The organism is Kitasatospora sp. NPDC098663 (genome assembly GCF_044760075.1).
Taxonomy (GTDB): domain Bacteria; phylum Actinomycetota; class Actinomycetes; order Streptomycetales; family Streptomycetaceae; genus Kitasatospora.
The window spans coordinates 114,858-133,812 of the sequence record NZ_JBIWAP010000005.1 but is presented as its reverse complement, the minus strand read 5'-3'; the positions used below and the strand labels follow the sequence as shown (position 1 = coordinate 133,812).

General features: G+C 75.2%; 7 protein-coding genes and 1 pseudogene. 2 read left to right on the top strand and 6 right to left on the bottom strand.

All coding sequences use genetic code 11. From position 1 onward, the window contains the following. Positions 1–17 precede the first annotated feature (17 nt). Genes ACIQVZ_RS07335 through ACIQVZ_RS07325 form a run of 3 tightly spaced genes read right to left on the bottom strand, consistent with a single transcriptional unit; the run spans position 18 to position 14,022 of the window. Positions 18–4,670 carry an amino acid adenylation domain-containing protein gene (locus tag ACIQVZ_RS07335; RefSeq protein WP_402447872.1) on the bottom strand — a complete coding sequence of 1,551 codons (4,653 nt, stop codon included), beginning with the start codon at positions 4,668–4,670 and terminating at the stop codon, positions 18–20. Then, complete coding sequence (locus ACIQVZ_RS07330) at positions 4,667–7,627, bottom strand: type I polyketide synthase (RefSeq protein ID WP_402447871.1); 2,961 nt, start codon at positions 7,625–7,627, stop codon at positions 4,667–4,669. The genes ACIQVZ_RS07335 and ACIQVZ_RS07330 overlap by 4 nt, the downstream gene beginning before the upstream one ends. Further along, a complete protein-coding gene (locus ACIQVZ_RS07325; RefSeq protein WP_402447869.1) occupies positions 7,624–14,022 on the bottom strand; it encodes an amino acid adenylation domain-containing protein in 6,399 nt (2,132 codons plus the stop codon). The genes ACIQVZ_RS07330 and ACIQVZ_RS07325 overlap by 4 nt, the downstream gene beginning before the upstream one ends. A gap of 781 nt (positions 14,023–14,803) precedes the next feature. Between ACIQVZ_RS07325 and ACIQVZ_RS07320 the strand changes: the two genes are divergently transcribed. Then, the gene (locus tag ACIQVZ_RS07320) at positions 14,804–15,670 is read left to right on the top strand and encodes an LLM class flavin-dependent oxidoreductase (protein WP_402447867.1); all 867 of its coding nucleotides are present in this window, start codon (positions 14,804–14,806) and stop codon (positions 15,668–15,670) included. Between the two features lie 155 nt (positions 15,671–15,825). Continuing rightward, positions 15,826–16,221: pseudogene (locus ACIQVZ_RS07315) on the top strand (VOC family protein); the annotation flags it as partial. 150 nt (positions 16,222–16,371) lie between these two features. On the opposite strand, the gene tgmC reads toward ACIQVZ_RS07315, so the two are convergent. From tgmC to tgmA, 3 genes are read right to left on the bottom strand one after another with little or no spacing between them, the layout of a single operon-like run. After that, the gene (tgmC, locus tag ACIQVZ_RS07310) at positions 16,372–17,514 is read right to left on the bottom strand and encodes an ATP-grasp peptide maturase system methyltransferase (protein ID WP_402447866.1); all 1,143 of its coding nucleotides are present in this window, start codon (positions 17,512–17,514) and stop codon (positions 16,372–16,374) included. Further along, the gene (tgmB, locus tag ACIQVZ_RS07305) at positions 17,511–18,473 is read right to left on the bottom strand and encodes an ATP-grasp ribosomal peptide maturase (protein ID WP_402447864.1); all 963 of its coding nucleotides are present in this window, start codon (positions 18,471–18,473) and stop codon (positions 17,511–17,513) included. The genes tgmC and tgmB overlap by 4 nt, the downstream gene beginning before the upstream one ends. Further along, a complete protein-coding gene (gene tgmA, locus ACIQVZ_RS07300; RefSeq protein ID WP_402447862.1) occupies positions 18,473–18,745 on the bottom strand; it encodes a putative ATP-grasp-modified RiPP in 273 nt (90 codons plus the stop codon). Before tgmA ends, tgmB begins: the two co-directional genes overlap by 1 nt. Between the last annotated feature and the right edge of the window lie 210 nt (positions 18,746–18,955).

Sequence of the window (18,955 nt, the reverse complement as noted above, 5' to 3'; positions counted from 1 at the left end):
TGCGGCCGGGGTGGAGCTCAGCTCCGGTCGGGTTCGAGCTCCGCCAGGGCCCGGGCGAGGTGCCCGCGTAGTTCGGCCTGCGGGAAGAGGCCGACGGCTCCGGTCAGGAGCACCGAACACTCTCCCGAGCGGGCCGGTTGCACGTGGAGGACGAGGTCGAGGTCCGACCAGTGCTCGGGCACGGTGTCGTGGGGCAGGTCGTCCGGCACCACGGCCGGGTTCTCCTCCTGCCCGTGGACGACCAGCCCGGCCGCGCAGACCGGCGGCCGGAGCGCGGGGTCGACCGGATCGGCGAGCTCGGCGATGTGCAGCAGCGGCAGGTCGGCGTGGTCCAGGGCCGACAGCAGCGCCCGATGGGCGTGGCCGGCCCCGGTGGCGCCGAGCACCACCGGCAGCAGGTCGACGGCGCGGCCGACGAGCGAGTCCTCGGTGGCCGCCGAGCGGTGGGATACCGGCATGCCGATCACCGTGGACGTGCCGCCCGACATCCGGGAGACGATCCGGCCGAGCAGGTCGAGGAAGGCGGCCGTGGTGGTCGTGCCCGCCGTCCGTCCCGCCCGCTGGAGGCGCGCGTACGCGTCGGCGGGGAGGACCTTCCGCACCCCGTGGTTGCGGAAGGTCCTCGGTCCGGTGCGGCGCTCGGCGAACGGGTCCGGGGGGACCGGGCCCAGGCTGGTGCGCCAGTACCGCTCCAGCTCGGCGCGCCGGGCCGTGCGGCGGGCGGCCCTGGCGCGGGCGTAGTCGCTGTAGCGCGGGGCCGGCCGCGGCAGGTCGCGTCCGGCGAGCAGGGCGAGGAGCTCGTCGGCGAGGATGCCCACGGAGGCGCCGTCGCCCCGGTGGCGGGCCAGCCTCAGCAGCAGGTGCTGGACGGTGCCGTCCTCCCCGGTCAGCAGGACGACCTCCAGCCCCGGTGATCCTGCGGGCAGCGGACGCTCGATCAGCGCGGTGTCCCAGTGAACCTGGGCAGGCTCGTCCGGCAGCGGGGCCACGGGGCAGGGCTGCCACGCGTCGTGCTGTCCCGTTCCGGCGGCCCCCGGTGTCGCCTCCGGTGTCGACTCCGGTGTCGCCTCCGTCGTCCCGGGCGCGGCCTGCGGGGCCGTCGGCCGCAGGGCCTCGTGCCGGGCGACCAGTGCGCGGACCGCCCGCTCCACGTCCCGTGGATCCGCCGGGGCGCCGAGCCTGAGCAGCAGCGGAATCGGGGGAGCGGGGAGTCCGAGGGCCCGCTCCTGCTGGGCCACCAGCAGTTGTTCGGGCGTCTGGGAAGCGTCGGCTCCGGCGTCGGCTCCGGCCGGCGTCGGCGGTGCTGCTGCTGCTGCGAGCAACGTCCTGACCTCGGTGGCGAGTTCGGCGGCCAGCGGATGCGTCAGGACGGTGCGTACGGGGACCTCCACCCCGAGGCGGCGGCTCAGCGCGGAGGCGATCCGGGCCGCCCCCAGCGACGCCCCGCCGAGGTCGTAGAGATGATCGTCCAGGGTGGCCGACGGCCGGTCGAGCGCCGCGGCGAACGCCTCCACCACGGCGGCGGCCACCCGGTCGTGGGCGGTGGCGGGGCCCGCCGCCGTGCGCGCGGAGCGCACCATCGCCAGCAGCGCGCGGCGGTCCGCCTTGCCGTTGGCGGTCACCGGCAGCCGGGGGAGCACCCGGATCTCGCCGGGCACCATGTACGGCGGGAGGGTACGGGCCAGATGGGCGCGCACCGCCGCCGGGTCCGGGGCGGGCTCGCCGGTGACGAAGCCCACCAGGCGGCTGACGCGTTCCCCGACGACGACGGTGGCCGCCTCCCGCACCCCCGGCGCGTCCACGACGTGCCGGTCGACCTCCTCCAGCTCCACCCGCTGGCCGCGCACCTTGACCTGGTTGTCGCTGCGGCCGACGAACTGCACGCTCCCGTCGGCGTTCCACCGCACCCGGTCCCCGGTGCGGTACATCCGCGAGCCCGGGGGCCCGGCCGGGTCGGGCAGGAACCGGGCCGCCGTCTCGGCCGGACGGCCCCGGTAGCCGCGCGCCACCCCGGTGCCGCCGATGTACAGCTCGCCGGTGACCCCGATGGGCACCGGGCGCAGCGCGCCGTCGAGGATGTGCAGCCGCACGCCGGAGACGGGGTGGCCCACGGGGGCGGTGCCGCCCCCGGCCCCCGCCGCGCACCGGTACGAGGTGGCGTCGATGCAGGCCTCGGACGGCCCGTACTGGTTGCGCAGTTCACCGCGGCCGACGCGCAGGTAGCGGTCGGCCTGCGCCGAGGGCAGCGCCTCCCCGCCGCAGAAGACGACCCGGGCCGGCAGCCGGCGCAGATCCTCGTCGTCCAGGGCCGCGAGCAGGGACGGGACGACGTCGACCACGGTCGCGGAGTGTTCCAGGGCGGCCTCCACGAGGGCGGCCGGACGCGCCCCGAGGTCGACGCCGGGGAAGACCACGCCGGCCCCGGCGACGAGCGGTCCGAAGCACTGCCACAGCGACGGGTCGAAGACCAGGGGAATGGTCTGGAGCACCCGGTCGGGGGCGGCGAGGCCGATCGCCTCGCGGCGCCAGGCGAGCTCGTTGGCCAGCGCCCCCAGCGGCACCGGGACGCACTTGGGCGTACCGGTCGTGCCGGAGGTGAACACCGCGTAGGCCAGGTCCTGCGGGCCCGTGCGGGCCACGGGCGGCACCGCCGTGCCGGTGGCCGGGAGCTCTCGCGCGCCCCCTCGGGGGAGCCGGATCGTCCGCAGCGCCCTCCCCGGCGGGCCGCCGTCGGCGTCGTGCGTGTGGGCGTCGTGCGTGTCGGCGTCGTGCCCGGGGGCGTCGGCCGTGCGGACGAGGAAGTCGGCCCGGGCGCTGCGCAGCAGGGCGCGGCGGCGTTCCACGGGGTCGTCGGGGCGCAGCGCGATGATCCAGCCGCCGAGCCGCCAGACCGCCAGGGCCAGCGCCGGGTAGTCGGCGCCCGCCGGTACGTCCAGGGCCACCGCCGAGCCGGGGCCGACCCCGGCCAGGGCGAGGTGGGCCGCCGCGCGCTCGGTGCGCTCGCGCAGCGCCCGGTAGGTGAGGTGACCGTCGGCGGCGTCCCAGACGGCGAATGCCTCGGGGGTGCGCCGCGCCCAGTCCGCGAAGGCGTCGTAGGGCAGGCGGGCCCCGGCCGCGGGCGGCGCCGTCGAGGCGGCCGCGATGGTCGCGCGCTCCGCCGGGTCGCGTGCGTCCAGTGCGGCCAGCGGCGCGTCGGGGGCGGCGAGGACGGAGGCGAGGCAGCGCCGGTAGGCCCGCCCGAGCCGGGCGAGGGCCGCGTCGGTGTAGTGCTGCGGGGAGCCGGTCAGCCGGAGGGCGGCGGTGTCGGCGTGTTCCGTGAGCTGCACGGTCAGCGCGCCCTGGTCGCCCTGGACGCGCACCGGCAGGGGGGTGACCGTGAGGGGGCCGGCCGGGCGCGGCCGGTTGTCCTCGTGGGTCAGGACGAAGGCGGCGGCGGGTACGGGCACGGCGGTGTCGTCGGAGGTCAGGGGGAGGGTCGGGTGCTGGGAACCGGTCAGGAGCTGCTCGCCGGTCCGCCGGGCCAGCGCGGCGAAGTCCAGCGCGGGGGGCAGGGTCAGGGCGAGGGGCATCGCGGAGACGAAGGCGCCCACGGTGAGGTCGTAGCGCTCCGCCGCCCGGTTGGCGGTGGGAACGCTCACGGAGGCCGTCCGGGCGCCGGTGACCGCGCTCCAGGTGGCCGCGAACGCGGCGAGCCACACCGCGTGCGCCGTGCAGGCGTGCCGCCGGGCGAACGCGTGGACGCGCCGGGTGAGGCTCGGGGGCAGTGCCAGCTCGGCGTGCGGCATCCGGGCGGTCTGCTGCGAGGCGGTCTGCTCCGGGGTGGCCTGCTGCGCGGCGGCCTGCTGCGAGGTGGCCTGCTGCGTGGCGGTCGGGTCGACGGCGAAGGGGAGTTCGGCCCCGTCGTCGGCCCCGTCGTCGGCGCCGCCGCCGGAGCGGGCCCAGTGGGCGGCGTGGGCGGCCAGCGCGGCCCGCCCGTCCGGCGACTGCTCCCAGTGGACGTAGTCGAGGTGCTGGGCGGCCGGCGCGGGACGGGTGGAACCGGGGCCGCCCCCGGCGGCGTACGCGTCCAGCAGGTCGTCGATCAGCACCCCCAGCGACCATCCGTCGCAGATGGCGTGGTGGAAGGTCAGGAGGAGGGTGTGCTGCCGCGGCCCCTGGGCCAGCAGGACGGCACGGACGTACGGGGGCCGGTCCAGGCGGAGCGGGCGCGCCGCCTCGGCGTCGAGGGCCCGGTCCCGCTCCGGCGCTCCCGCAGGCAGTTCCCGGACCTCCAGCGGGATGCGGGCGGGCAGGTCGAACCGCTGCCGGGGCACCCCGTTCTCCTGGCCGAAACGGGTGCGCAGGGCCAGATGGCGGGCGGCGAGGGCGTCCAGGCACGCGCGGAGCCGGTCGACGTCGAGCGGGCCTCCGAGCTGGAGGGCCAGGGGCACGGTGTAGGCCGCCGACGCGGTGGGGGACGCCTGCTCGGCGAGCCACATCCGGTACTGGGTGACGGAGAGGGGGTGGCTGCCGGCCACGGCCTCCGGGTGGGGCGGGCGCGCCGGTGCGGAGTCCGCCGGTGACGGTGCGGCAGCCGCCGGTGGCGCGGCCGCGGGGCTGCGCCCCCGGAGCCGGGCGGCCAGTTCGGCGCGCTGCCCGGGAGTGAGCCGGTCGAGGGGTGAGGCGGTCATCCGAGCCCCTCCCCGGCCTCGTCGAGGATCTGCTGGGCGATCAGCCGCTCGACCAGCGCGTACTGGAGTCCGATGGACCGGGCCTGCAACAGCTCGCCGACGGGGACGTCGACGCCGAACCGGCGGCTCATCCCGCGCGCCAGCCGGGCCACGGTGAGCGAGTCACCGCCCAACTGGAAGAAGTCGGCCGTGTCGGGCACGTCGGTCACCCCCAGCTGTTCGGTCCACAGGGCGCGGAGGATCGCGACGGGGGTGTCCGCGACGGGCTCGGCCGCGTCGGCGACGGGTGGTCCGGGCGGTGGTCCTGGCGGTGCTCCGGGCGTCGGGGCGGCCGGCACCGGGTGGCGCGGGCCGTGGAACGGATAGGTCGGCAGGGGGACGGAGCGCCCCGGGCCCTGGAGCGGGGAGAGGTCCAGGGGGAGGCCGGAGCACCACAGCCGGCCGATCGCCGCCAGCACCGGGCGGGCGGTGGAAGCGGCCGGGGCGTGCGACGGCGAGGGGCCCAGCAGCGGGATCGCGGGCAGCCCGGCGGCTTCCGCGAAACCGCTCAGCACCCGGCCGGGCCCCACCTCGACCGCGACGGCGTCGGGGAACTTCGCCCGGGCCGTCGCCAGCGCGTCCGCGAAGCGCACCGGCCGGCGGGCGGCCCGGGCGAAGTGGCCGGGGTCGGTGAGCGAGCCCTCGGGCAGCAGCTGCCCTTCCGTGTTCTCGATCCACGGCAGGACGGCGGGGCGCACCTCGGCGGCCGCGGGGGTGCCCCGCAGCGCGTCGGCCGCCGGTTCGATCAGCGGGGAGTGGAAGGCCCGGGAGGACCGCAGCACCCTGGCCGCGTACCGGCCGCCGATCCGCTCCCGGAAGGCCGCCACCGCCTCGGGGAGCCCGGCGAGCACGGTGCTCGTGGCGGCGTTGACCGCCGCGACGCTCAGCTGGGCGCCGGTCTCGGCCAGCAGGGCCCGGGCCTCGGTCTCGCCGCAGGCCAGGGAGACCATCGCGCCCGGGGCGCAGTCCTGCATCAGCAGGGCCCGGCGTGCCACGAGACGGGCCGCGGTGTCGAGGGCGAGCGCGCCGGCCAGGGTCGCCGCCGTGATCTCCCCCAGGCTGTGCCCGAGCAGGGCGCAGGGCACCAGGCCCAGGGCGAGCAGCGCCGTCCCGGCGGCGTACTCGACGGCGAAGAGCGCGGGCTGGGCGAGCGCCGTCCGGGCGAGCCGTTCGGCGGGGAAGGAGGCGTCGTGCAGCGCCTCGTCCACCTCGCGGGCGAGCCCGGGGGAGAAGGCGGCCAGGCAGTCGTCCAGCGCGTCGGCGAACGCGGGCAGGGCGGCGGCGAAGGGCGCCGCCATGCCGGGGAACTGTGTCCCCTGCCCGGGGAAGAGCAGCAGCGCCGGGGCGGGGTGCGCCGCGGGCTCCGGTGCCGGCCCGGCCGGGGCCCGCAGCGCCGCCACGACCTCGGCCACGTTCGCGCCCACCGCCGAGGAGCGGTAGGGGAGTTCCGGCCGCCGGGTGAGGGTCCGGCCGACGTCCGCCGGCGAGGGCGCGGCCTCGGCGTCCTCCAGGTGCGCGGCGAGCCGCTCCCGCATGCGGGCGAGGGCCCGCGGGTCCTTCGCGGAGAGCACCACCAGCCGTTCCCGCCCGGGCGGCGGGGCGGGCGGAGCGGCGGGCGGCTCCGGAGGCTGCTCCAGCAGCATGTGCACGTTGGTCCCGCCCACGCCGAACGAGCTCACCGCGGCCCGGCGCGGCTGCGGGCCCCGCCACGGCCCGGCCTCGGTGGGCAGGGACAGCGGCGAGTCCTCCCGCTCCAGCAGCGGATTGGCCCGGCTCAGCCCGGGAATCGCGGGCACGTACCCGTGCCGGAGCACCAGCAGCGCCTTCACCAGCCCGGCGAGTCCGGCGGCGGCGTCGAGGTGGCCGATGGTCGCCTTGAGCGCGCCGACCGGGATACTGCCGGGAGCGGCACCCAGCGATCGGTACACCGAGGAGGCCGCGGACCACTCGATGGGGTCGCCGACGCGGGTGCCGGTGCCGTGGCTCTCCAGGTAGCCGACGGACGCGGCGTCGACGTCGGCGGCGGCGAGCGCGGCGCGGATCGCCTGCTCCTGGCCCGCCGCCGACGGCGCGAGGAAGCCCGCCTTGGCGGTGCCGTCGTTGTTGACGGCGGAGCCCAGCAGCACTCCGTGCAGGGGGAGCGGGCCGTCCGCCACGTCCTCGTAGCGGCGCAGGACGACGCCCAGCGCGCCCGAGCCGCCGAGGGTGCCGTCCGCCGAGGCGTCGAAGGGGCGGCAGTGCCCGCTGAGCGACATCACTCCGCCGGCCATGGGCAGGTGCCCCGCCTGGGGGGCGTTGGCCGACGCGGCGAGCACCAGGGCCTGGTCGCACTCCCCGTTGTTCAGCGCCTGGACGGCCAGGTGGGCCGCGACGAGCGAGGAGGAGCAGGCCGTGAGGACGGTGAGCGCGGGCCCGGTCAGCCCCAGTCTGTAGGCGATGCGCGTCGCGAGGAAGTCGCGTTCGTTGACGAGGAGCGCCTCCTCGAACTCCGGGGGCGCCAGCGAGCCGGAGGCCAGGAGCGCCCTCAGATGGCCGCTGCCGCTGGCGGCCGCGTACACCGCCGTCCGCAGCTCGTCGCCGGCTGTGACGCTGTGGCCGGCGTCCTCCAGGGCGGCCCAGGCGCACTCCAGCAGCAGGCGGTGCTGCGGGTCCGTCAGCCCGGCCTCGCGGGGGCTGACGCCGAAGAACGCGTGGTCGAAGCGGTCGGAGTCGTCGAGCGACCCGTGGACGGGGACGTAGTCCGGATCGTCGGCGAGGGACGCGGGGACGCCACGGGCCGACAGCTCCTCCCGGCTCAGGCGCCGGGTCAGCACCCGCCCGTCGCGCAGGGCCTGCCACAGCTGTGCCACATCGGCCGCTCCGGGGAAGCGCCCCGTCATGCCGGTGACGGCGATGTCGAGGGAACGGTCGCGGTTCATCGGTCGGCCTCCTGGGCACGGCGGTCGCGGAGCGTACGGGCCGCGTCGCCGCGTCGGCGACGGGGCGAACCGGCTGAGGGTGAGGTCGGCGGTTCCGCCCCGGGGGCGGGCGGCGGGTCCGTCTTCGCGCGGGCCAGCCGGGCCAGCCGGGCCAGCCGGGCCGCGAGGTCGGCGACGGTGCTGTGGCGGAAGAGGTCGAGGATCGGCAGTCGGACGCCGGTGTGCCGGTGCAAGGCCTCCTGGAGCGCCGGCACCAGCAGCGAATGCCCCCCGAGGTCGAAGAAGTTGACGTCGCCGGGAACGTCGGCGACGCCCAGGACCTCCCGCCACGCCGCGGTGACCGCCGCGTGCCCGGGCGACACGTCCCCGGCGGGCCGGGCGAGCGCCGAGGCCCGGCGCCGGGCCGCCTCCTGCTCCAGGGCCGTCCGGTCGACCTTGCCGTTGGGGGTGACGGGCAGCCGATCCAGCGCGTGGACCACGGCGGGGACCATGAACTCCGGCAGGAGTTCGGCGACTTCGCGCCGGATGGCCTCCGGCCGCCCGCCGCCGGTGACGAAGCCGACGAGGCGCGCGCCGCCGTCGGCGACCACGGCCGCCTCCCGGACGCCCTCGGCGCCGCGCAGCGCCGCCTCCACCTCGGCGGGCTGCACCCGGTGGCCGCGGACCTTGATCTGGTGGTCCAGCCGGCCGACGAAGGCGAGCGCCTCCGGCCCCTGCCACCGCACCCGGTCGCCCGTGCGGTACATCCGGGCCCCCGGCTCGCCGCCGAACGGGTCGGGCAGGAAGGCGCCGGCCGTCTCGGCGGGCCGGCCGACGTACCCCCGGCCCACCCCCGCGCCGCCGACGTACAGTTCGCCGTCGACCCCCGGGGGGACAGGGCGCAGGGCGTGGTCCAGGACGTAGAGGCGGTAGCCCGGCACCGGGCCGCCGATGTCGACGGCCTCCGGCCCGTGGTAGCGGCGGTAGCTCGCCCAGACGGTGGCCTCGGTGGGCCCGTACTCGTTGACCAGCGCCACCCGGGGCAGGACGGCGAAGTGGCGCCGCAGCAGCTCGTCCGGGAGCGGCTCCCCGGCCGTGACGACCTCGCGCAGGCTCCGCACCGCGTCGGGGCCGGCCCGGTCGGCGGCGGTGAGCAGCAGGGCGTGGAGCGAGGGCACGCACAGCAGCCGGGTGACCTGGTGCCGGGCGATCAGGGCGACCAGGGCCTCGGGGTCGCGGACCTCGTCGTCGCTCGCGACGACCAGGCGGCCACCGGCCGACAGCGTTCCCCAGATGCCGGCCGCGGCCGAGTCGAACGCCGCGGGCGAGAGCAAGAGGAAGACCGGCCGCCCCGGATAGACGGTGCGGCGGGCGGCCGTGGAGGCGGCCAGTGTGCCGTGCTCGATCACCACGCCCTTGGGCCGCCCGGTCGTCCCGGAGGTGTAGATGACGTACGCGGGGTCGTGCGGTCCGGGCGGGAGGGGGACGGTGGGCTCGGCACTCCGGTCGGTCGTCGGCCCGGTCGTCGGCCCGGTCGTCGAGGGCAGTGGGCGCAGCGGGACCAGCGGCAGCCCGAACGAGGCCGCCCGCCCGGTCATGGCCGCGTCGGTGACGACGGCGGAGGCCCCGCAGTCGGCCAGGCACGCCGTCATGCGGGAGTCGGGGTGCCGGGGATCGAGCGGGACGTACGCGGCACCGGCGAAGTGCACGCCGAGCAGCGCGGTCAGCAGGCCCGTGGACCGCTCGGTCAGCACCGCCACCCGGGCACCCCGGCCCGCGCCCCGGGCCGTCAGCCGGGCGGCGAGGTCCAGGGCCTCGGCCCGCAGCCGCCCGTACGTGAGCTGCTCGCCCCCGGCGACCACGGCGGTCCGCCCCGGCGCCTCCCGGGCGATCCGGGCGATGAGCTCGCTCACCGGGACCACCGGCGCGAACGGCTCCGGGCCCCGCCCCCACTCCAGGGGGAGGCGCCCCGGGTCCAGCGCCACGGGGAGCGCGGCCGGTGCGGAGGGCTCGCCCACCAGCGCGAGCAGCGCCCCGCGGATCCGCTCGGCCAGCTGCCGGGCCTGGTCCGTCGTCCACCGGTCGGTGCGGTGGAGCACGTCCAGCCGGGCGCCGTCAGCGGTCTCCCGGAGCAGGATCTCGACGTCGTACTTCGCGATGGCCGCCGGGATCTCCACCGGGCGGGCACGGACGCCGGGCGGCGTGGCCGTCGCCGTGGCCGGCTGCTCATGGTCGACCAGCACCTGGAACAGGGGGGCCTGCCCCGGACCGGCCCGCAGACCGAGCTCACGGACGAGTTCGTCGAAGGGGTGCGCGCGGTGCGCGTGCGCCCGCAGGAGGGCCGCGTGCGCCTGGGCGATCGCCTCGCCGGCGGTGCCGCCGGGGCGGGGGCGCAGCCGTACCGGGACGGGGTTGACGAAGAGGCCGACGGCCTCGTCGAAACCGGGCGGTCGGACGTCCATGGTGGTGCCGACCAGGACGTCGCCCGCCGCGCCGTACCGGTCGGCCGTCACCGCGAACGCCGACAGGACGAGGACGAGGGCCGTGGTGCGGTGCGTACGCGCCGCCTCGGCCACGCGCCGCCACTGCGCCGCGTCCAGCGGGACGCCGACCGTCGCCGCGGTGCGCCGGTGCGGGCCCGGCCGGGGCCCGCCGAGGGCGACCGGTGAGTGGGCGCAGACGCCGGCGAGCTCCTCGGCCCAGAACCGGCGCAGCCGTTCGGCCTCGGCGGGCGACGGTCCGGGGACGGCGCCCGCCGGGGCGGGCGGGAGCGCCGGGCCGCCGGCCAGCCGGCTCAGCAACTGCTCGGTGATCAGCTCCGTGGAGCGGCGGTCGAGCACGAGGTGGTGGCCGACGAAGACCAGCACGTGCTCCCCGGGGCCGGTGCTGAGCACCCGCAGCTCGACCAAGGGCTCCTCGAACAGGTCGAAGGGCCGGTGGGCCACGCGCCGCAGGTGCTCCGCCAGGGCGTGCCCGGGCACGTCCCGCACGCTCACGGCGAACGCCGTGAGGGGCCACTGCCCGCGCCCGGGGGCCACGTCGTCGTCGATGACCCGCAGCCGCGTCTCGGGGTGGGCGGTGAGCACGTCGTGCCAGGCCGCCTCCAGACGCCCGGGATCCAGCGGACCGCTCAGCCGCAGCGCCCAGTACACGGTGAACTCGTGGCTGTCCGGCTCCGCCCGGTGCAGCAGCCACAGCCGCCGCTGGGCGGCCGACAGACCGGCGGGCGCGGCCGTGGACGGGCCCCCGCCGCCGGCGGGCGCGGCCCGCGCGACCAGGTGCCGCAACCCCTCCGGTGTGGGGTCGCCGAAGAACGAGGCGAGGTCGACGCGCACCCCGCACTCCTGGTTGACCTCGGCGACGAGCCGGGCCGCGTCCAGTGAACTCCCGCCGCGGGAAAAGAAGTTGTCCCCGTTCGAGGCGGGCGGCCGGCCGAGCGTCAGCGCCCAGAGCCGGACGACGGGGTCCGTGCCGCCGTCCGGCGGCCGCACGGGCGCGGGCACGTGCAGGGCACGCTCGTCGACCTTTCCGCTGAGCGTGAGCGGGAACGCGTCGACGACCTCGATGTGCGCGGGCACCGCGGCGGGCGCCAGCCGCCGGGCCGCGAGGCCGCGCAGCTCCCCCGGCACCGGAACCGGCCCGGGGCGGCGGGGGGTGACCCAGGCGAGGAGCCCCGCCGTCCCGATCGGACCCCGGCGTGCCACGTAGGCGTCCTGGACGCCCGGCGTGCCGCGCAGCACCTCCTCCACCTCGTACGGGTCGACCCGCTGGCCGCGCACCTTCAGCTGGTGGTCGGTCCGACCGTGGTAGATCAGGTGCCCGTCGGCACCGAGGGTGACGCGGTCGCCCGTGCGGTACATCCGGGCGCCGGGCGCCGGGGCGAAGGGGTCCGGGAGGTAGCGCTCGGCCGTGAGCGCGGGGGCGTTGAGGTAGCCGCGGGTGACCAGCGGCCCCGCGAGGTACAGCTCGCCGCGGGAACCGACCGGCACGGGGCGCAGGTCGGCGCCCAGGACGTAGGCCGAGGTGCCGTCGAGGGGCCGGCCGATGCTGGGCGTCCCGTACTCGTCGAAACCGCACCACGTGGTCTGGATCGTGACCTCGGTCGGACCGTAGCCGTTGGACCCCCTGACACCCAGCTCGCGCAGCCTGCTCCAGGTCGTGGCGTCGACCGCCTCGCCGCCGAAGTCCAGCTCCAGGCCCGTGCGTTGGAACACCTCCTCGACGCCGAAGGGGCGCATGGCGGCGAACATCGACGGCGAGGTGCTGAGCAGGCGCACGTCGTTGCGCTCGACCCACTCCACCAGCGCCTGCGGATCGCGGTACGTGGCCTGGTCGGCCACCACCAGGCAGCTGCCCCGGAAGAGGTAGAGGAGCTGCTGGAAGAAGACGTCGAAGGAGACGGCGGCGGTGACGCCGACCCGGGCGGCCCCGGCTCCCGCCGGCTGCGCGTCGACGAGGACGGCGAGACCCCGGTGCTCGACCATGACGCCCTTGGGGCGGCCGGTGGTGCCGGAGGTGTGCAGGACGTACGCCAGATCGTGGGGGCGGGCGTCTTCGGTGTGCGCGTTCTCGGTGTCCGCGTGCGCGTCCTCGTCGACGATCGTGAGCGACGCGTCGAGCCGGTGGCGCGACGCGGGGTCGCACAGCACGAGGCGGGTGCCCGTGTCCGCCACGACGTAGGCGAGACGGGAGTCGGGCTGGGAGGGGTCGAGGGCGACGACGTGGGCTCGCACCCGCCACGCCGCCAGCACGGACGCGACCAGGGCGACGCCCCGCTCGCGCAGGACGCCCACGGCGGTGCCCGGGCCCGCGCCGTGGCGGCGCAGGGCGGCGGCGAGCCGGGCGACCTCGCGGTCCAGGCCGGCGAAGGTGAGGAGGTCGTCGCCGCACCGCACCGCCGGCCGCCGGGGCTGTGTGCGCACCCAGGCGTCGAACCGGTCCATGAGGGGCTGTGCGTGCTCCGACGGATCGGCCGGCGCGACGATCAGGGACGGCGTCGCCGCGCTCGTCGAGCGGGGCAGCGGCGCCCCCGGGTCGCGGACGAGGGCGAGCAGGACCCGGCGGTAGACGGCGAGCAGTTCGGCGGCGGCCGTGAGGGTCGTGCCGCCGCGGATCCGGCGCGTCACCGTCACCGAGGCGTCGTCCGCCCGTAAGGAGAGGTCGAATTCGAGGTCGAAACGCGTGAGGCCGTTCGTCCCGCCGGTGTGCTCGGCCGTGGGATCGGCTTCGGCGGCTGCGGGGGCTTCGAAGGCTTCAGGGGTTCCGGGGGCTTCAGTCGCTTCAGTCGCTCCGGGCGCCTCCGGTGCGCCTGCGACGGGTGCCGCCGGCTCACGCACCGCCTCCATCGCACGGACGGTGAGCCCGCCGAGTGCAGGCCCCGGGAGGGGGTCCCGCAGTTGGAAACTGACGGTGAGTCCGGGCGCCGCGGCGTCGAAGAGGTCCGCGCTCTCGTGGATCGGCTCGTGCGCGTGGGACAGCGCCTCGGCGACGGTGCGCCGCACACCGTCGCAGAGCTCGGCGCCGGAGGCTCCCGAGGGCCACCGCTGGCGCAGCGGGACCATCCGCGCGAAGCAGCCGACCAGCGACACGGTGGCCGGTGTCCGGGAGGCGAACGGTGTGGCGACCATGACGTCGGGGGCGTTGCCCTGCGTGGCGAACGCCGCGTAGAGGGCGGTGAGCCCCAGGAGGTACGGGGTGACGCGCAGGCGGCGGGCCGCCGCGCGCACCGCGTCGGCCTCGTCCGGGGGCAGCGGGAGCGCCAGGACGTCGGCTTCGGCCGTCCGGGGGCCCGGGGTGCGCGGCAGGGCCTCCGGCCACTGGGCGTCCGCCAGTTCGAGGGGCCAGAAGCGGGAGGGCTCCGCCGGCGCGGCCGGGTCGGGTGTCGGGGCCGGTGATGGCGAGAAGGGTGGCCCGCCGGCGGTGCGGGCGTTGTAGGCGGCACCGATGTCCGCCAGCACGTTCTCCAACGACGCCCCGTCGCACGCGATGTGGTGCACCAGAAGGGAGAGCACGTGGTGGTCCGGTCGGTGCCGGAACAGGTCGACGCGGACGGGGCAGTCCCGTCTCAGGTCGAACCGGTGGCGCCCGACGGGCGCCCAGGGCGCGGCGTCGGCCGTCGCGGCGGTGTCCACCACGGTCCAACGCGGCTGCGGCGCGCCGGGAACCCAGGAGGGCACGCCGTCCTCGTCGACGAGCCGGCGGGCGAACACGGGGTGCCGGGCGACGGTCTCCTCGACGGCGCCCTTCAGGGCCTGCTCGTCGAGCTGCCCGCGCAGTTCCCAGACGCGGTGGATGTTGAAGGACTCCGGCTGGTCCCGACACGTGAGCCAGATACCGAACTCCGGGGCCGAGAGCGGGAATGCGAATTCGGCATCCGACGCCGGACCCGAATCCGAAACCAGGTCGCTCCTGTTCACTTCGGTTGCCCCTTCCGTACGTGCTGGCGGCACTCGGCCGGTGGCCCGAGTGCGGGGTGTCGAGAGGAAGAATGAAACTGTGCGGCCATCCGGGTGCGGGGCTCTGCAAACTCGAAGAGTTCGCCCGTGAGCGGGCGGACGCCGGCGACGGCGAATTGTGCGGGGAACCGGGGGCGCGTACGTGAAGGTGCGGTCGGCGCCCTCGGAGATCGGTGCCCCGGGTCGGACCTCCGGCCTGCCGGGGTCCGTTCACGAAACGAGTCTGTATGTGCCCTGGGAATTTTTCAAGAACGCTCAAACGGAATGTCTTATTCTCGCAGGTGCGGGGAGGGCGACTTTCTGGACATAGGGCTGCGCCCGTCTCTCCCGACACCGGATCCGGCGCTTCCGCCGGCCCTCCTGCCGCCTCGGGGCCCGTGCGGGGGTGCACTTTGGGGCGAATCGCACCGTTGATTTGGGTGAAACCTGTGGACCTTGCGAAGGTCGGTTAAAGGATGTTATATGGCTCGGTAAACCAGCCTCAGGCCAGGATTGGCGTACTTCTCGAAGGCTTGACCCCTGTGGTACGTTCCAGGCGAAGGTGCACCGGATCCGCGTCATCGAGTGCGTGCGACGAGCGGACACCCCTTATTTCGACGCGGTTCGAAATGGTCCGGCAGGAGCGGGAAATCCTGTGGATCGCGGACCTGAAGTCGGTATTCAGCTGGCTCTCGCCAATTCATCGACCGCCTGCCCGGTAGGCGTCCGTGCCTTGCAGGCAATATCTCGACAGGGAGGTCTCATGGGTCTGCAATTCGGCTTCTGTTTCGGTACCTCGTTGCGCCATGACGTGAAGCGGGACCACTTGTGGAAATTGCTCGACGCGGTGGAGCGGCACGGATTCGATTCGTTCTGGTTCTACAACAACAACGGGGACGACATGCCCCCGCCGCTCGAGCTGGCACGGGAAGTGGCCCGCAGGACGTCGGCCCTGGTGTTCGGTCCGCACGTCCTGGTCGCCGCCGGCCTGGAACCCGCCGCCGTGGTCCGCGAACTGACCGACCTGTACCGGCGGTCGAACGGCCGGTTCGTCGCCCAGCTCGGCATCGGCGGCCCCCGCGAGGCCCTCATCCGGGACCCCGCCGAGGCGGCCGCCGCCCTGGAGGACATCCTGCGCCGCCTGCGCCGCCTCGTGGGGGAGTCCGCCGGGGAATCCAGCGGCGGCGGCCCGACCGGGGTGCCGCCCGTGTGGCTGGGCGGAGGTCGGGAGAGGACCGTACGGCGCGTCGCCGCCCTCGCGGACGGCTGGGTCCCCGCGTTCATCACCCCCGCCGAGTACCGCCGGCGCCTGAAGGTCCTCGACGAGGAGCGGCAGCACCTCGGCCGCACCGAGCACATCACCCGCGCGGTGCAGCTCGTCTACGTGCCGCCCGCCATCGACACCCCCGAGCTCCGGCGCGAGCTGGACGCCGAGGTCTCGGCCCACAAGCAGGGCTGTACCAGCCGCGACGTCTACGCCGTCGGCGGCGACCGGGCGTTGCGCGAGCGCCTGGCCGAGTTCGCGGCCGTCGGCGTCGAACACGTCATCCTGGTCCCCGCCCGCGCGGTCCCCGACTGGGAGGACGAGATCGCCCGGGTCCACCACACCGTCACCACGTCGTTCGGCTAGGCCCTGCACCAACCTCCGTGGTCAGCGCACCCAGCACTCCCGCGGCTGCCTGGCTCCCGGTTCTCCTGGAGGATCTCCGGCCCTGCCGCTTCGGGAGCGCCAACGTGCGGATCCTGGGCCGGAGATGAGCGACAACCCCCTGTTGTGGTGCGCTTATGTCATCGATCAAGAAGTTCCAAGTCACTTTCGACTGCGGCGGAACCCCAGCGCGTCGCCCGCTTCTGGGCGAGGTGCTGGGGTACGAATCGCCGCCGCCGAAAGGGTCCGCCGCCTGGGACGAGTACGACCGCTCCCAGCCTGCTGAGGACCGGGGTTCGGGGTCCGTCTGCAACGACCCCTCAGGTGTGGGTCCGAGGCTGTTCTTCCAGCGCGTTCCCGAAGGGAAGGCCGTCAAGAACCGGGTGCACCTCGACGTGCGGGTCGGCACCGGGCTCGTGGGCGAGGAGCGCCTCGCCACGCTCGAAGCCGAGTGCACCCGGCTGGTCGCGCTCGGCGCGGTACGCGTGCAACTGCTCTACGACGGCCACGATTCGTGCATCGTGATGCAGGACCCCAACACACGTGACTACCAGTTCTGTGCAGCTCAGCCGCAGGCCGGCACCAACGACAGAGCCCCGCCCGGCGCTTGGCCGAACGGGACGTCTTGATGTCTGACCACCCGCCAGGGCGGTGCACGGCGTTGACCCACGGGTCCGCGTGCGTCAGATCGGCAGGTCCCACCCGGGGCCGTCCTCGGCGCCGAGCCACACCCGCTGACCGGCGGCCGAGACCGTGATCCCGAACCGTTCCTGGTGCGGCTCGTTGGCGGCCTGCCAGCGCTGCACCGCCCGTTCCACCCGATCCCACAGGCGGACGGGACCACGCTGGACAACGGTCCACCCACCGTCAGGGTTGGGCCTCGTCCGAGCCTGCGAACCGGTGGAGACATCCCAGAGGATCTGTTCCGCCCCCGCCCCCATGCGTTCGGCCGAGGGCGCCGCGAGCTGCGCGACCCACCCGCCTGTCCAGTCGTCGAGCTTCGCGGGGTCGATCTGGCTCGGACGCTCCTCCCCGGGCAGCAGGGCCAGCGTCGGGCGGGGTGGCCGGTCGTGCGGCCGGGCGATCATGAAACTTGTGTACCCGGGCAGGAACCGCCCCGTGGCCTCACCGGGGCCGGTCACGTCGAGCCGCGCGAGGGCGTTGGCGTAGCTCCACCCGGAGAGCGTGGCCAGGATCTTCCCGCCGGGCTTCACCTGGTGCAGCCAGGGCAGCGGGACGTACCGAACCGAACAGGTGGCAATGAGCCGGTCGTACTGCCCGCCCTGCGGGTCGCCGCGCAGCCCGTCACCGATGATCAGCCGGGGCGCGAAACCAGCCGCCTTGAGCGCTGTAGCGGCAGCCCCGCCGACCACCGGGTCGTACTCGATGCTGGTCAGGTTGGCGTCCCCGAGGCGGTGCGCACCGAGGGCGGTCGAGTACCCGGTTCCGGTACCGATCTCCAACACCCGCTGACCCGCCTCCGCGCCGAGCTGCTGCCACATCCGCAGCACCAGCGACGGCAGGGTGGACGACGACGACGGGGAGCCGGTCACGGCATCCTCGGTCACATCGTCGGGCCTGATCCGGCCGTCGAGTTGGGTGATCAGCGTCTCGTCGGAGTAGACGCCCTCCAGCCACCCGGGATCGCCCTCGCGGACGGGCCGGTAGCTGGTGGGCATGCTGCCCGCCACCGGCAGGAAGTAGGACCCCGTGAACAGCTCGCGGGGAACCGTGGTGGCCGCGCTGCGCCACCCGGGTTCGGTCAGGGTGCCGTCCTCGGCGAGTCTGTCCGCCAGGGCGCTGCGAAGCTGAGCCGATGTGCTCACGTGTCGGGGCCTTTCTCCAGTTGGTCGGTGAGAGCTTGCGCGATGGCGGCGGTGGTCTGCGCCGGCTGCCACGCCCATTGGCCGTTCGGGTTGCACTCAAGGAAGTACCAGTCACCCGAAGGGGTCACAGCGAAGTCGAACGCGCCGTAATGCAAACGGAGTTCGGCGAGATAGGCCGCGACCGCACGTGCGACCGGCGCGGGTACCTCGATCGGTGTGCACGTCATCAGGTCTTGACGGTAGCGCCAGTCGAGATCGGGACTGTCGATCCGGACCCCGAACAGCCGGGCGCCCACGGCGGTGACCCGCACATCGAACGCCTTGTCCACCTTGGCTTGGAACATGTGGGGACAGACGGACACGGCGTCGGTGATCTCGGCGGCGCGCATCTCCCGGACCCACACGCTGTGCGGCTGACCGTCCACGCGGTAGGGTGTGTTCCACACGGGTTTGTAGACCACTCCGCCGAACTGTTGCGCGGCGAACGTCCGTGCTTCGTGCGGGTCGTCGGTGATCACTGTGCTGGGCACCCGGAACCCGCAGCGCTGCGCGGTCGAGAGCTGCGCGGGCTTGAATTCGGCGGCCCGATTGCTCCACGGGTGATTGACGTAGTGCGCGCCAGGCAGTGACGCGAGGATGCCCCCTGCGCCCCACAGGGTCTGTTCTGCGGCGAACCGGCGGTCCTGGCCGGTCAGCTCCGGCGGTCCCTCGTAGGGCGAGGGTCTGCGTACCCACACGGACCGAATCCGCGCGGTGTCGATCTCCCGGCTCGCTGTGTGCAGGGTGCCCCGCTGGTCGCCCGTGCGGTACGTGGCGGTCAGCGAGGCACCCGCGTGCAGGTCGGTGCCGGGGTCGAGACGGACCACGGGAACCCGGCGCTCGGCGAGAAGCCGCAGCACCACGTCCGCTGTCACGTCGTAGGGGTTGGTCAGCACCAGTACCGACCTGCTGTCGCGCATCAGCCGGAACTCTGGTCCTGGTCGTACGACTCGGTGCTGTCGGAGTCGGTCGCGCCACCCGGGCCGGACCCGTCACCCGGGGTGGTCGTGGTGGGCGTCAGGCCGCTCGTGCTGGTGCCGTGGCTGCCCAGCTCGACCGTCCGGCCGTGCTCGTCCACGATCACCGCGATCTGGGTTTCGGGGTCGATCACGGGCGTGTGCTGCGGAATGGTGGTGGTGGCCGCGTACGGCCCCATCCGCTGGGTGCCCCACGGTGCGGGCGTCTGCGTCATCTGTGCTGTACCTCCGTTTCCTGCGAACATCGAAGTTCAACACCTCGACCGTGAAGCCGAGTTGCCTGTCCCACCTCGGCCGAGTCGCCCTGTCCAGGGCCGAACTGGTCGGGGTGGCCGTGCCCCGCTCCGGGTGTGAGGGTTGATGTGCCCAGAGTGGGAGTTGGGGCCCGTTCCGGCGGGGGTGTTGACCCTTCCCCGCCCGCCGGA